General features: G+C 70.9%; 9 protein-coding genes. 5 read left to right on the top strand and 4 right to left on the bottom strand.

All coding sequences use genetic code 11. The features are described from left to right. Positions 1–366: 366 nt before the first annotated feature. The 3 genes from ACFT9I_RS01165 to ACFT9I_RS01155 all read left to right on the top strand — a co-directional run bounded on the left by ACFT9I_RS01165 (position 367) and on the right by ACFT9I_RS01155 (position 5,884). Positions 367–3,249, top strand: coding sequence for a carbohydrate-binding protein (locus ACFT9I_RS01165; RefSeq protein WP_382559106.1), 2,883 nt, complete (start codon positions 367–369; stop codon positions 3,247–3,249). 20 nt (positions 3,250–3,269) lie between these two features. After that, positions 3,270–4,997 (top strand): ThuA domain-containing protein, encoded by a 1,728-nt coding sequence (locus ACFT9I_RS01160; RefSeq protein WP_382559104.1) that lies wholly within the window; start codon positions 3,270–3,272, stop codon positions 4,995–4,997. Between the two features lie 164 nt (positions 4,998–5,161). Continuing rightward, positions 5,162–5,884, top strand: coding sequence for a GntR family transcriptional regulator (locus ACFT9I_RS01155; RefSeq protein WP_382559103.1), 723 nt, complete (start codon positions 5,162–5,164; stop codon positions 5,882–5,884). On the opposite strand, the gene ACFT9I_RS01150 is transcribed toward ACFT9I_RS01155, so the two are convergent. The 4 genes from ACFT9I_RS01150 to ACFT9I_RS01135 all read right to left on the bottom strand — a co-directional run bounded on the left by ACFT9I_RS01150 (position 5,872) and on the right by ACFT9I_RS01135 (position 11,554). Further along, positions 5,872–7,308 carry a sulfatase gene (locus ACFT9I_RS01150; protein WP_382559101.1) on the bottom strand — a complete coding sequence of 479 codons (1,437 nt, stop codon included), beginning with the start codon at positions 7,306–7,308 and terminating at the stop codon, positions 5,872–5,874. The two genes, ACFT9I_RS01155 and ACFT9I_RS01150, sit on opposite strands and share 13 nt — an antisense overlap. Positions 7,309–7,421: 113 nt before the next feature. After that, on the bottom strand, positions 7,422–7,511 hold the full coding sequence (locus ACFT9I_RS01145) for a putative leader peptide (protein ID WP_382559099.1): 90 nt from the start codon (positions 7,509–7,511) through the stop codon (positions 7,422–7,424). Between the two features lie 107 nt (positions 7,512–7,618). Next, complete coding sequence (locus ACFT9I_RS01140; RefSeq protein ID WP_382559097.1) at positions 7,619–9,343, bottom strand: alpha-glucosidase; 1,725 nt, start codon at positions 9,341–9,343, stop codon at positions 7,619–7,621. Between the two features lie 42 nt (positions 9,344–9,385). Continuing rightward, positions 9,386–11,554: an alpha-galactosidase gene (locus ACFT9I_RS01135; protein WP_382559095.1), complete on the bottom strand. Its 2,169-nt coding sequence runs from the start codon at positions 11,552–11,554 to the stop codon at positions 9,386–9,388. A 225-nt stretch (positions 11,555–11,779) separates the two neighbouring features. Between ACFT9I_RS01135 and ACFT9I_RS01130 the strand changes: the two genes are divergently transcribed. Both ACFT9I_RS01130 and ACFT9I_RS01125 read left to right on the top strand, forming a co-directional pair. After that, positions 11,780–12,937, top strand: a complete 1,158-nt coding sequence (locus ACFT9I_RS01130) for an ROK family protein (protein ID WP_382559094.1) — start codon at positions 11,780–11,782, stop codon at positions 12,935–12,937. A gap of 50 nt (positions 12,938–12,987) precedes the next feature. Further along, a complete protein-coding gene (locus ACFT9I_RS01125) occupies positions 12,988–13,977 on the top strand; it encodes a MerR family transcriptional regulator (RefSeq protein WP_382559092.1) in 990 nt (329 codons plus the stop codon). The last annotated feature ends 1 nt before the right edge of the window (position 13,978 follow it).

Raw genomic sequence — 13,978 nt, 5'->3', positions numbered from 1 at the left:
TCTGTCCGTCCCATGCCGCGACTGCGGCATTTGTTCAGTGTGCGAACGCAATCCGATGTGTGCGTCAACGGCCGGGAACCATCCGCCGGAGCGCTCCTCGCGCCGTGTCGATCCAGCAGCAGGTCAAGGCAATTTGGATAGACCCTTGACAAATTAGTGGCCCGTTGCCAGCATGCGAAACTCTCGCGGGTTTCCCGCGAATGTTCGGTGCCGTATCGCATGCCCCTGCACGGACCAGTACGGCTGCTCCCCGGGTGACGGGACATCGCCCGGGCGGCAGGTTCCTCCCTGAGTGAGACACGGTGGCGCGCTCGCCCGCGCTTCCGCCTGTCTCTCTTCCCTTGATCAGGTATGGAAGGAAGCTCGATGTCAGGACTCTCAGGACGGCCGCGCCCGAGACAGAAGTGGCTGAGGTGGCTCGCGGTACTGGGTCTGGTGGTGAGTGGCGGCGCGATCAGCGTCCCCACCGCCGCCGCCCACCCCGGTCACCCCGGTCACGAAGAAGCACCCGCAGCACCCGCCGCCATCCCGGCAGGCGACTACCAGCAGGTACAACTCGCGCTCGGTTCGGCCGAGTTGGGCGAGGCGATGTCACTCGCCGTACTGCCCGACCGCGCCGTCGTGCACACGGCGAGGGACGGTACGGTCCGCTACACGGACGCCGCGGGCAACACCAAATCGGCAGGCAAGCTGGACGTCTACACCCATGACGAGGAAGGCCTCCAGGGGATAGCCGCCGACCCGAACTTCCAGAGCAACCGGTATCTGTACCTGTACTACTCGCCCAAGCTCAGCACGCCGGGCGGCGACGCGCCCGTCACGGGCAACGCCGCGGCGTTCGAGCCGTGGAAGGGCCACCTCAACCTCTCGCGCTTCACGCTCAAGGCCGACAACACGCTCGACCTGGCCAGCGAGAAGGTCGTGCTCGAAGTCCCCAACGACCGTGGCCAGTGCTGCCACGTCGGCGGTGACATCGACTTCGACGCGCAGGGCAACCTCTACCTGACGACGGGCGACGACACGAACCCGTTCGAGTCGTCGGGCTACTCGCCGATCGACGAACGCACCGACCGCAACCCGCAGTTCGACGCCCAGCGCTCCTCGGGCAACACCAACGACCTGCGCGGCAAGGTGCTCCGCATCAAGCCGACCGCGGCCGGCGGCTACACCGTCCCGTCCGGCAACATGTTCGCGGCCGGCACCGCGCGGACACGCCCCGAGATCTACGCGATGGGCTTCCGCAACCCGTTCCGCATGTCCGTCGACAAGGCCACCGGCATCGTCTACCTCGGCGACTACGGACCCGACGCGGGCGTCACCAACGCGAGCCGCGGGCCCAGCGGCCAGGTCGAGTTCAACCGCATCACCGGCCCCGGCAACTACGGCTGGCCGTACTGCACCGGCACGAACACGGCCAACGAGACGTACAGCGAGTACACCTTCCCGAGCGGCCCGTCCGCCGCGAAGTACAACTGCGGTGCGCCCGCGAACAACTCGTTCCGCAACACCGGCCTGCCGACCCTGCCCGCCGCCAAGTCGAGCTGGATCAAGTACGGCGGTGACGCGGGCACCCCGCCCGAGTTCGGCGGCGGCTCCGAGTCGCCCATGGGCGGTCCGGTCTACCGCTACGACGCCAACCTCAACTCGAACGTGAAATTCCCGCAGTCGCTCGACGGCCGCTTCTTCGCCGGTGAGTACGGCCGCAAGTGGATCAAGGCCATCGAGGTCAAGACGGACGGTACCCCCGGCGTCATCGAGGCCTTCCCGTGGACCGGCACCCAGGTCATGGACCAGGCCTTCGGACCGGACGGCGCGCTGTACGTCCTGGACTACGGCACCGGCGGCAACAACCAGGCCCTGTACCGCGTCGAGTACGTCGGCGCAGCCAACCGCAACCCGGTCGCCAAGGCCGCCGCGGACAAGGTGTCCGGCCCCAGCCCGCTGACCGTCGCGTTCTCCTCGGCCGGCAGTGCCGACCCCGAGGGCAAGGCCCTGACGTACTCGTGGAACTTCGGCGACGGCACCACCTCCACGGCCGCCAACCCGAGCCACACGTACACCACCAACGGCACCTTCCGGCCGACGCTCACGGTGCGGGACCCGGAAGGTCTGACCGGCACGGCGAGCCTGGTCGTCACGGCGGGCAACACCGCTCCGACCGTGACACTCCAGAGCCCCAAGGACGGCCAGCTGTTCTCCTTCGGTGACACCGTGCCCTTCCAGGTCACCGTCAGCGACCCGGAGGACGGGGCCATCGACTGCTCCAAGGTCAAGGTCACCTATCTGCTCGGCCACGACGAGCACCGGCACCAGATCACCCAGGCCACCGGCTGCTCGGGCAACCTCAACGTGCCCGCCGACGGCGAGCACGACAGCGCCGCCAACATCTACGGCGTCTTCGACGCCGAGTACACCGACGGCGCCGGGCTGACCACGCACAGCGCCCGAATCCTCCAGCCCCGGCACCGCCAGGGTGAGCACTTCTCCGCCCAGTCCGGCGGCATCCAGGTCGCCGCGCACGGCACCGCCGAGGGCGGCAGCACCGTCGGCTTCACGGACAACAACGACTGGGTCTCCTTCAAGCCCTACAACGTGTCCAACGCCAACAGGATCACCGCCCGCGTCGCGTCCGGCGGCGTCGGTGGCAGCCTGGAGGTACGGGCCGGGTCCGCGACCGGCACGCTGCTCGGCTCGGTGGCCGTGGCACCCACCGGCGGCTGGGAGAACTTCGTCGACGTGTCGGCGAATCTCACCAACGCCCCTGCCGCGTCGACGGAGTTGTTCCTCGTCTTCAAGGGCGTGACCGGGCAGGGCAACCTCTTCGACCTCGACGCCTTCACCTTCACCACCGGCACCAGCGGCTCCAGCCAGACCGTCGAGGGCGAGTCGTTCAGCTCGGGGCAGGGCGTCCAGGCGGCCGCTCACGCCCCGGCGAGCGGCGGCAACACGCTCGGCTACATCGAGAACGGCGACTGGGCGGGCTACGCCTCCGTCCCGACGGCCGGGACCAAGACCTTCTCCGCGAAGGTCTCCTCGGCCGGCGCCGGCGGCACCATCACGATCCGCTCGGGCTCGGCGACCGGAGCCGTCCTCGGCACCGTCGCCGTGCCCAACACCGGCGGCTGGGAGACCTTCCAGAACGTCTCCACCGCGCTGACCGGTACCGGATCGTCCGGGGCGCTGTTCCTCACCTTCACCGGTGGGGCCGGTTCGCTCTTCGACATCGACACCCTCACTCTCACCAAGTGACGCGAGTCAAGGAGACAGTGATGCTCCGTCAGCTCCGTACCCTGCCGAAGACCGCCGCGGCGGCCTTCGCCCTCACCCTCGGCCTCGCCGCGTCACTCCTGGCACCGGCCACCGCGGCCCAGGCTGCCGACCCCGCGTACAAGGTCCTCGTCTTCTCCAAGACGGCGGGCTTCCGCCACGACTCCATCCCCGTCGGCACCCAGACCATCCGCGACCTCGGCGCGGCCAACAACTTCACCGTCACCGCCACCGAGGACAGCAACGCCTTCACCCCGTCGAACCTGGCCGGCTTCAAGGCCGTCGTCTTCCTCTCCACCACCGGCGACGTCCTGAACGCCAGTCAGCAGTCGGCGCTCCAGGGGTACGTGGACGGTGGCGGCGGCTACTTCGGCATCCACGCGGCGGCCGACACCGAGTACGAGTGGCCGCAGTACCAGCAGCTCGTCGGCGCCTGGTTCAAGAGCCACCCCGCGGGGACCCCGCGGGCCACGGTGAAGAACGAGGACCGGACCCACGCCGCCACCTCGCACCTGGGTCAGACCTGGTCCCGCGTCGACGAGTGGTACAACTACCGCACCAATCCCCGCCCGCAGGTCCGGGTGCTCCAGAGCATGGACGAAACCAGTTACTCCGGCGGGGACATGGGTGACCACCCCATCACGTGGTGCCATCCCCAGGGCAACGGCCGGTCCTTCTACACCGGACTCGGCCACACCCAGGAGTCGTACGCCGATCCCGCGTTCCGGTCGCTGCTGCTCGGCGGCATCCGGTACGCGGCGGGCTTCGCCAAGGCCGACTGCCGCGCGGAGACCGGCTACACGACGCTCTACAACGGCTCCACCACCGGCTGGTCCCAGGCCGGACCGGGCAGCTTCACCAACACCGACGCCACCCTGAACGCGCAGGGCGGCATGGGCCTGTACTGGTACCGCACGAAGGAGTACGCCTCGTACTCCCTCAAGCTGGACTGGCGCATGGCCGGGGACGACAACTCCGGTGTGTTCGTGGGCTTCCCGGCCTCCGACGACGTCAACACGTCGGTGAACCAGGGCTACGAGATCCAGATCGACTCCACCGACGCGGCCGACCGGACCACCGGGTCCGTCTACGGCTTCAAGGCGGCGGACATCGCGGCCCGGGACAACGCCCTGAATCCGCCGGGGAGTTGGAACGCGTACGAGATCCGGGTGGAGGGGGAGCGGCTCCAGGTCTTCCTCAACGGCGTACGGATCAACGACTTCACCAACACCGACCCGGTGCGCTCGCTCCAGCAGGGGCACATCGGGATCCAGAACCACGGCACCGGTGACGACGTGTCCTTCCGCAACATCAGGATCAAGGAACTGGGCGGCACCACACCGCCCCAGTCGACCACCTACGAAGGGGAGTCCTACACCTCGGGGCAGGGCGTCCAGGCGGCCGACCATGCTCCGGCGAGCGGCGGCCGGACCCTCGGCTACATCGAGAACGGCGACTGGGCGGGCTACTCCCAGGCGTCGCTCAACGGAGCGAAGACCTTCGCCGCGAAGGTCTCGTCGGCCGGCGCGGGCGGCACCGTCACGATCCGCTCGGGCTCGGCGACCGGACCGGTCGTCGGCACGGTCGCGGTGCCGAACACCGGCGGCTGGGAGACCTTCCAGAATGTGTCCACCACGCTGACGGGCACACCGACCGGGCCGCTGTTCCTCAGCTTCACCGGTGGCGGCGGTTCCCTGTTCGACATCGACACCTTCACCATCGGCAGATAGCGGCACGCGGCTCCGGCTCGTGGCGTGTGACTGACAGGCCGTAAGCGACCTGCGGGACGGCCGAGTTGGCCCCGGGGACTCATCCCCGGGGCCAACTCATTTTTGCGTATGTCTTCGGTCAATGCCGTTGACGCGTCGTACTTCATACGTCATATATGAGACACATGACCTTCACGCCGACTCCGATACCGTCCCGCACCCAGTACGTCCTGGAGGCGATCAAGCACGCCATCCTCACGGCGCGGCTCCGACCGGGTCAGGCGCTGGTCGAGGCCGAACTCGCCGCCCAGTTCGGCGTGTCCAAGACGCCCGTACGCGAAGCGCTCAAGACCCTCGCCGGTACCGGCCTCGTCGTCATGAGCCAGTACAAGGGAGTTGTCGTACGGCATGTCGACGCGGCCATGGCACGAGAGGTGTACGACGTCCGGCTGCTGCTCGAACCGGAGGCGCTGCGCCGCTCGGTGAGCCGTGCGGCCCGGCTCGACGCGGCCCAGGACGCCCTGGACCGGGCCGAGTCGGCGGCGGACCGGGCGGACAGGTCGCTCGCCAACCGCGACTTCCACCGGGCACTCTATCTGCCCTGCGGCAACCCGCTGCTCGCCCGGCTGCTGGACGAGATCCGCGACCAGGCCGCCCTCGTGTCCACCGTGGCGTGGGCGGCCGTCCCGACCTGGGAGCGCGAGGCGGCCGAGCACCGCGAGATCCTCCGGCTCGCGGTCGCGGGCGACGCCACGGCTGCCGGGGACGCCCTCCACCACCACATCGCCTCGTTCGTACGCCGGGCCTTCCCCGAGGACGAGGCGGGCGGCGGCTCCCTCGGGGAAGGAGGCTCCCTCGGCACAGGCGACTCCCTCGGGACAGGCGGCTCCGACGCTCAGGCGGACTGAGCCGGATACGGCAGCAGGTCCCCGTCCACGCGCTCCCACGCCGTGCGCAGCTCGGCCAGCAACTCCGGGCGCAGGCCCGCCTTGTCGGCCTGTTCACGCTGGTCGGACCCGAGGTGGAAGAGCTGGTCCTGACCCGACTTGCCCCGGTAGTACTTCCACTCGTCGCGCCGCAGGGCCCGCTCCCCGCGCACCCGCCAGAACAGGTCACGGCCGCTCGGCGGCGCGTCGCCGCGCAGGAGGTGGCCGGCCAGACTGCGGCCGTCGAGCGGATAGGCCGGATGGGGGCGGGCGCCGCCCAGCTCCAGCAGTGTCGCGGTCCAGTCGGGCGTGAACACCGGAGCCGAGCTGACCTGTCCGCCGTCGATGGCGGCCGGCCAGCGCAGCACGGCCGGCACCCGGATACCTCCCTCCAGCAGCGAGGCCTTGTTGCCGCTCAGCGGCCAGTTGAACGAGAAGCGTTCCCCGCCGTTGTCGCTGGCGAAGAAGACGAGCGTGTCGCGCTCCTGGCCAGAGCGGCGCAGCGCGTCGAGCACCTGGCCGACCGAGCGGTCCAGGTCCTCGACCATCTCCCGGTACTTCTCCACCGACCCGCCGTCGCTGTGCCACAGGGCCCCCGGGTCGCCCGCCTTGATCCGGCGCACGATCTCCGCGCTCTCGCGCGTGTCACCGTCCGCTGTCCAAGGCCAGTGCGGGGTGGTGAAGTTGAGGTTGAGCAGCCAGGGCTCGCGGTGGTCGCGCCTTACGTACTCGCTCGCCCGCTCGGTCAGGATCCGGGTGTAGTAGCGCAGGTCCTGGTACTCGGCGTCGCCCTCGTAGAGGTCGTACTCGCCGCCCTGCCCGAGCTTGGAGTAGTACTCCAGCGCCCCGCCGAAGTTCCCGAAGAACTCGTCCCAGCCGGACCGGGTGGGGGAGTAGTCGGGCAGGAAGCCGCAGTGCCACTTGCCGATCAGCGCCGTCGCGTACCCGGCGCCCCGCAGCAGTGACGCGAGCGTGGGATGGGTCGGCTCCAGACCGACGGACCTGTCGGCGATGGGCTCGGCCAGCCCGCCCTTCGTACGGCCCGGATAGCGCCCGGTGTAGAGCGAGAACCTGGTCGGCGAGCAGGTCGCCGAGCCGGCGTAGGCGTCGGTGAACCGCACACCCTGCCGGCCCAGCCGGTCGAGGTTCGGGGTGCTGATGTGGGTGGCTCCGTAACTGGACAGATCGGCCCAGCCGAGGTCGTCGCCCAGGATGAAAAGGATGTTGGGCCGGCGTGGCCGGCGCCCCGTGGCGGCGCGGAACTCCCGCTCCGCCGGCCGCGTCTCGTGCTCCGAGGCGACCGCACGGCCGCCCGTCGCTCCGACGGCCGCGGCGGCGGCACCGGCCCCGACGACCCCGCCGAAGGTGCGGCGGGACAGCTTCGACTTCGACGCGTGCGAAACCACGACTTCTCCAGAGAGTGATGGCCCGTGGGGCGTGCCTGGGCACGACGCGGCCACGCGGCCGGTACAGGTGAAGGGGAGACGAAGGAGAGCTCAGTCCCTGGGGACCGGGCGGTTCACACGCAACAGATGGCGCTCGCTACACGGACCAGGTCGACGTGGCGGCGCTCCACAAGAGTGACCCGGAGGCCACTGGGGGGCTGCATGACCATGGAGACTGGTCCATGGTCCGCGCGGCTGTCAACGCTCGTCCACGGGCCGGACGAGCCAGGCGGGGTGGACGGAGGTGGGCGGGCGGGCTCGACGCCGGGACTCAGGCCGTCGGGCGGCGCCGACGGTTGACCCGTGCCTCCCAGGGGGCGAGCGAGACCGTGGTGGTCACGGGTCCGGGGTCCGGGACATTGCCGATCAGCAGCTCGCTGTCCCGCCAGCCGTCGTCCGGCAGCTCGACCTCGGCCACGTCGCCGGTGAAGTTGCCGAGGACCAGCAGTTCGGTCGCCGTACCGTCCGCCGCCACCAGCCGTCGGGTGAAGGCGTACACACGCGGGTCCGCCGACAGCAGCATGGTGAAGTCGCCGTGTGCCACGGCTGGTTCGGAGTGCCGGAGCGCGATCAGCCGGCGGTAGTGGTGGAAGACGGACGACGGATCGCCGTACGCCGCTCGCGCGTTGATCCCGGTGTGGTTCGGGTTGACCGGGATCCAGGGGGTGCCGGTGGTGAACCCGGCGTGCGGGGAGGCGTCCCACTGCATCGGCGTACGGGCGTTGTCGCGCCCCATGGCCCGCAGCCCCGCCAGGACACGCGCCGGGTCGGTGCCCCGATCGACCGCCTCCGCGTAGTGGTTGAGCGACTCGATGTCGCGGAAGTCGTCGATGGAGGTGAACGGGGCGTTGGTCATGCCCAGTTCCTCGCCCTGGTAGACGTACGGCGTCCCGCGGTGCAGATGCAGGACGGTGGCGAGCATCGTCGCGGACCTGACCCGGTGGCCGGGTCCGTCGTCGCCGAAGCGGGAGACGACGCGGGGCTGGTCGTGGTTGTTCCAGTAGAGGCTGTTCCAGCCGACCTCGCTGAGGCCGTCCTGCCAGCGGCCGAGCGACGCCTTCAGATCGAGCAGATTCAGCGGCCGTACGTCGAACTTGCCGTCGCCGTGGTCGAGTCCGACGTGCTCGAACTGGAAGACCATGTCCACCTCGGCGCGGGCCGGATCGGTGAAGAGTCTGGCCTCCTCGACGGTGACGCCCGGCATCTCGCCGACGGTGAGCAGCCGTTGGGGACGCCCGGCGAAGACCTCGCGGTGCATCTCCTGGAGGAATTCATGGATCCGGGGGCCCGCGCCGTGATGGGTGCGGTCGTGCAGCGCGGGGTCCTTCGAGATGAGGTTGATGACATCCATCCGGAAGCCGTCCACGCCCCGGTCGAGCCACCAGTTCATCATCCGGTGGACCGCCCCGCGGACCTCGGGATTCTCCCAGTTGAGGTCGGGCTGCTTGCGGGAGAAGAGATGCAGGTAGTACGCGCCGGCCGGCTCGTCGTACTCCCAGGCGGGGCCGGAGAAGAAGGAGCGCCAGTTGTTGGGCTCGGCGCCCGGGGTGCCGGGGGCCGCCCCGTCCCGCGCGGGCCGCCACCAGTACCAGTCACGCTTGGGGCTGTCCGGCCCCTGCCGGGACTCGGTGAACCACGGGTGCTCGTCGGAGGTGTGATTGACGACGAGGTCCATGACCAGCTTCATGGAGCGCGCGTGGACGGCGGCGAGCAGGTCGTCGAAGTCCGCGAGCGTACCGAGGGACGGATCGATGTCCTGGTAGTCGCTGATGTCGTAGCCGTTGTCGTCCTGCGGGGACGGGTACACCGGCGACAGCCACAGGACGTCGACACCGAGATCGGCGAGATGGTCCAGCCGCCCGATGATGCCGCGCAGGTCTCCCACGCCGTCCCCGTCGGAGTCGGCGAAGCTGCGCGGATAGATCTGGTAGACGACCGCGGACTTCCACCAGGCTTCGGGGGAGGGGGACGGGGAGGGGGAGTTGGTGCTGCTCACGTGCTTGAACCTCGCATGATGTCGGTGGTCGCGGGACGCCGGTCAGAGCCTGTACGCCTCCACGAGCACGAGACGTTCCGGGTGGAGCGTCGGGGCCCGCACCCCGGCGACGGCCAGCGTCCGGCCGGTCAGCTCCACCCCTTCCGCACGCTCCCACCAGAGTGGGGCGGCCCGCGGGGATCCGTCGGGCCGGTCGCCGGGCCCGTGGGGCCGTACCCGGTAGCGGGCGTCCGGGTCGAGTCCGGGCAGCCGTACCGGGTCCGCCGGTGATGTCACGCTCGTCGCCGTCTGGACCAGGGCGTACAGCGCGCGCGAACGGTCGGCCGCCACCACGCCGTGCACCCACAGCGCCGGATCGGGATGGTCACCGTGCACGACCGTGCCGGAGTGCAGCAGCGGCCGAAGCTCCTTGTGCGCGGCGACCCACTCGGCCAGCCGGGCGCGCTCGTCGGAGTCGGCGGCGGTGAGGTCCCACTCGATGCCGAAGTGCCCGAACAGGGCGGTCCCGGCCCGGAAGTCGAGGGTGTGGGTACGCCCGGTGGTGTGCGCGACCGGCGAGCCGACGTGGGCGCCCAGGAGCTCGGGTGGCAGCAACAGCCCTGTCCAGCGCTGGATCTGCTGTCGTTCGAGCGCGTCGATGCAGTCGCTCGTCCAGACGCGGTCGGTGCGTTCCAGGATGCCGAGGTCGATCCTGCCTCCCCCGGAGGAGCAGGACTCGATCTCCAACCCGGGGTGCCGGGACCGCAGTTCGTCCAGGAGCCGGTACGCCGCCGCCGTCTGTACGTGGACCCCGGCAGCGCCCGTCGGACTGTGCCCGGCGTCCACGAGATCCCGGTTGTGATCCCACTTGAGATAGTCGATGTCGTACTCGCCGACCAGCGCGTCGAGGCGCTCCAGCAGATAGTCGTACGCCCCGGCGTGGCCGAGGTCGAGCACCTGCTGCTGCCGGGACTCCGGCGGGAGGCGCCCGCCCGTCGCCAGGATCCACTCGGGGTGCGCGCGGGCGAGGTCGGAGTCGGGATTGACCATCTCGGGCTCGACCCATAGCCCGAACTCCAGTCCCAGCGACCGGACATGGTCGACCAGCGGGCCCAGCCCCTCGGGCCAGACGGTCTCGTCCACGTACCAGTCGCCGAGCCCGGCGCGGTCGTGCCGACGTCCCTTGAACCATCCGTCGTCCAGGACGAAACGCTCCGCGCCCACCTCGGCGGCGGCGTCCGCCAGGGCGGTGAGCCTGCCGAGGTCCTGCTGGAAGTAGACGGCCTCCCAGGTGTTGAGGGTGACCGGCCGGGGCCGGTGCGGGTGCCGGGCCCTGGCGCGCAGGTGCTGGTGGAAGCGCCCGGCCAGTTCGTCGAGCCCGTGGCCGTACGATCCGACGATCCACGGGCTCGTGTACGACTCGCCGCCCGCCAGCCGGACTTCGCCCGAGAGCAGGGTCTCCCCGGCACCGAGCAGGGACACCCCGGCGGGGGTGCGTTCGGCGAGGGTGCGGTGGTTGCCGCTCCACGCCACATGCAGACCCCAGACCTCGCCCGTACGGAAACCGAATCCGCGCTCGCCCGCGAGATGCAGCAGCGTCGCGTCGGTGCCCGTACGGCCCCGGCGGTTCTCCCGGAGATGCGTACCGAGCGTGAACTCGTGGCGCTGCGGGCTCCGTTCGCGCACATGCCGGCCGGTGAGGTCGAGGATCTCGGTGGCGTGGGCGGGCACGGGGAGGGCGAGCAGCAGACCGTCGAGGACGTACGGGCGCTCGCCGGTGTCGCGGTTGGTGACGGTGGCGCGCTGCCGTACGAGCCCGGAGGCGGTCAGCTCGACCTCCAACACGAGTTCGAGCCGGGCGTGTTCGTCGACGGCGTCGACGGTGAGCTGGTGCGCCTCGGGGAGGTCGGGTGTGCGGAGGGTGCGGATCGAGCGGACGGTGAAGGCGGTGGAGAAGTCGGCGCCGTCGCGGTGGCCGGTGAGGCCCGGTGTACCGAGCCAGCCGGCCGAGTGCTCCGGCAGGAGGGAGAGCGGCACCGGCAGGTCGAGGGTGTTGGACATCTGCCGGGCGGCGCTCGCGGTGGCCAGCTCGGCGAGCCCGGCCGGGTCGATGTCCCCCAGGTCGTCGCCCCAGTGGAGCACCCGGGGCAGTCGGACGCCGGTGCAGTCGAGGACCAGGCTCGTACCCGCGGCGCGGAGGTGGAGGTAGTCACGGGAGTGACCGGTGCGCATACGGGCTCCTCGGGTCGTCCGTCGTCTCAGGTTAGTTTCGGGGTGGAAGTTTCTGCTCGTCAATAGGTGGATGTCATGCCCTCGCTATGGCGAGAACACGCCCCTCGCGGCATGTTTGCTTCCGGTGTGGAAGTAAATGGGGTGAGCTGGCAGGATGGACGGACCCAGTTGCCGCAGGCGCCACAGCGCGCCGGGCTCCTCGCGGAAGGCCGTCCCTTGCACGTGATGACACCGGCGCCGTGGACCCCGCTCTCCGGGGCCGCGCACGCCGTCGCCCTGGAAGTGCTGCTGCGCGGACCGCTGTCCCGTAGCGAACTCGCCCGTCGGCTGGACCTGTCCGCGGGCAGCCTCACCCGGCTGGCGAAGCCGCTTCTGGACAGCGGGCTCCTCGTCGAGTCGGGCACTACCAGCCACGAATCGCGCGCCGGCCGCCCGACCCGGCCACTCGACATCGTCGCCGACGCGCACCACTTCGTCGGCGCCAAGATCACCCACGAGGACGTGCACGCCGTACTGACCACGCTCCGCGCCGAGGTCGTCGCCTCCGCGCGGGCGGACCTGCCGGGACGCGACCCGGCCTCGGTCGTCACCGTCCTGCGCGCGCTCACAGCCGAACTCGTCGCCGAACTCGCCCCGGAATCACGGCACATCACCGCCGCCGGCGTCAGCCTGGGCGGCAGCGTGGCCGACCACGCGACGGTCACCGGAGCGCCGTTCCTGGGGTGGCACGACGACGTACCGCTGGGGGCCATGATCGCCGCCGCGCTCGACGTGCCCACCGCCGTCGACAACGACCTGCTCGCGCTCACCCGCGCCGAGCACTGGTTCGGCGCCGCACGAGGCCATGACCGGTTCGCGGTCCTCACCGTCGGGGCGGGTATCGGCTACGGCCTCGTCGTGCACGACCGCGTCGTGGACAGCCCGGACGCGGGCGTCGGCCTGCTCGGACACTTCCCGCTGGATCCCCTCGGACCGCTCTGTCCGCGAGGACATCGCGGCTGCGCCACCGCCATGCTGTCGATGGCCTCGCTGCGCGCCGCCGCGTCGGTGGGACTGCGGCGAGACGTCTCGTACGACGAGTGCCTCGATCTGGCGGCGTCCGGCGACCCGGTGGCCGGGCCGCTGGTCATGGCCTCGGGCCGGGCCCTGGGACGTCTGATCGCGGCCGTCGCGAACCTCACCCTCACCACGGAGATCGTCCTGACCGGCGAGGGCGCACGGCTGGCGGAGGCGGCGCACGAGGCGCTGCGCGAGGGCCTGGCGTACGACCGGGATCCGCGCGCGGCGGCCGTCTCGCTCGACGTACGGCCGGTGGACTTCGGCCTGTGGGCGCGCGGCGCGGCGGTGACGGCCATCCAGGCGTATGTGCTGGGGCGCGTCTGACGACGCACGTGGTTGCGTCTCCCGTCGGGGGAGACCCGAGACTGGGGGTCATGGACGGCGACGCGCTCCACCCGATCGGCGAGCTGGCCCGGCGTACCGGGCTGACGGTCAAGACCATCAGGTTCTACTCCGACCGCGGGATCGTGCCGCCGGCCGGCCGCACCCCGGCCGGCTACCGCCTCTACGGCTCCGACGCCGTCGCACGCCTGGACCTCGTACGGACACTGCGCGAACTGGGCCTGGACCTCGCCACGATCCGCAAGGTCGTGGTCCGGGAACTGCCGCTGTCCGACGTCGCGGCGGCGCACGCGGAGGCGCTGGCCGTGCGGATCCGCGTGCTGCGCCTGCGGCACGTGGTGCTGACGGCGGTGGCCAGGCGCGGGTCCACACCTGAGGAGATGGAACACATGCACAAGCTGGCCGGACTCTCCGAGGACGAACGGCGCCGTCTCGTCGGCGACTTCCTCGACGCCGTCTTCGGCGGCCCGGACGCGGCGCCCGCGTCGGCGGGCGAAATCGCGGGCCCCGCAGTGGGCCCCACAGCGGGCCCGATGGCCGGCGTCATGCGGTCGATGACCCCCGAGCTGCCGGACGATCCCGCCGACGAACAGCTCGACGCGTGGCTGGAGTTGGCCGAGCTGTCCCGGGACCCGGACTTCCGCGCCGCCGTGCGGCGGCTGATGGAGGACGACGCCGCGGACCGCGCCGGGGCGAGGGCGGGAGCCGTGCCGCGCCGTGACCCCGTCGCGGTGGTACGTGACACGGCCGGCCCCGCCATGACGGCCGGGATCGACCCGGACTCACCACGGGCCGATCCGGTCGTCGCGTCCGTCACCGCCCACTACGCCGATCTCCTCGGCCGCCGGGACGACACCGCCCTCCGGCACCGGCTGCTCGCGCGGCTGACGGCGGCGGGCGACCCCCGCAGGGAGCGGTACCTCCAACTCCTCGCCGTCATCAACGGCTGGCAGGCCCCGGAGAGCCTGACGCCGGTGCTCGACTGGTTCGGCCGCGCCCTGCGCGCCCGGACACCGGTGTAGG

It is taken from the genome of Streptomyces sp. NPDC057137, from assembly GCF_042670825.1.
Taxonomy (GTDB): Bacteria; Actinomycetota; Actinomycetes; order Streptomycetales; family Streptomycetaceae; genus Streptomyces.
Note: the sequence above shows the minus strand (reverse complement) of the source record. Positions and strands in the feature narration are given on the sequence as shown.

Coding starts and splice junctions, on each gene's coding strand:
- ACFT9I_RS01165 (WP_382559106.1), top strand. CDS start 367: ATGTCAGGACTCTCAGGACGGCCGCGCCCGAGACAGAAGTGGCTGAGG.
- ACFT9I_RS01160 (WP_382559104.1), top strand. CDS start 3,270: ATGCTCCGTCAGCTCCGTACCCTGCCGAAGACCGCCGCGGCGGCCTTC.
- ACFT9I_RS01155 (WP_382559103.1), top strand. CDS start 5,162: ATGACCTTCACGCCGACTCCGATACCGTCCCGCACCCAGTACGTCCTG.
- ACFT9I_RS01145 (WP_382559099.1), bottom strand. CDS start 7,511: ATGCAGCCCCCCAGTGGCCTCCGGGTCACTCTTGTGGAGCGCCGCCAC.
- ACFT9I_RS01135 (WP_382559095.1), bottom strand. CDS start 11,554: ATGCGCACCGGTCACTCCCGTGACTACCTCCACCTCCGCGCCGCGGGT.
- ACFT9I_RS01130 (WP_382559094.1), top strand. CDS start 11,780: ATGACACCGGCGCCGTGGACCCCGCTCTCCGGGGCCGCGCACGCCGTC.
- ACFT9I_RS01125 (WP_382559092.1), top strand. CDS start 12,988: ATGGACGGCGACGCGCTCCACCCGATCGGCGAGCTGGCCCGGCGTACC.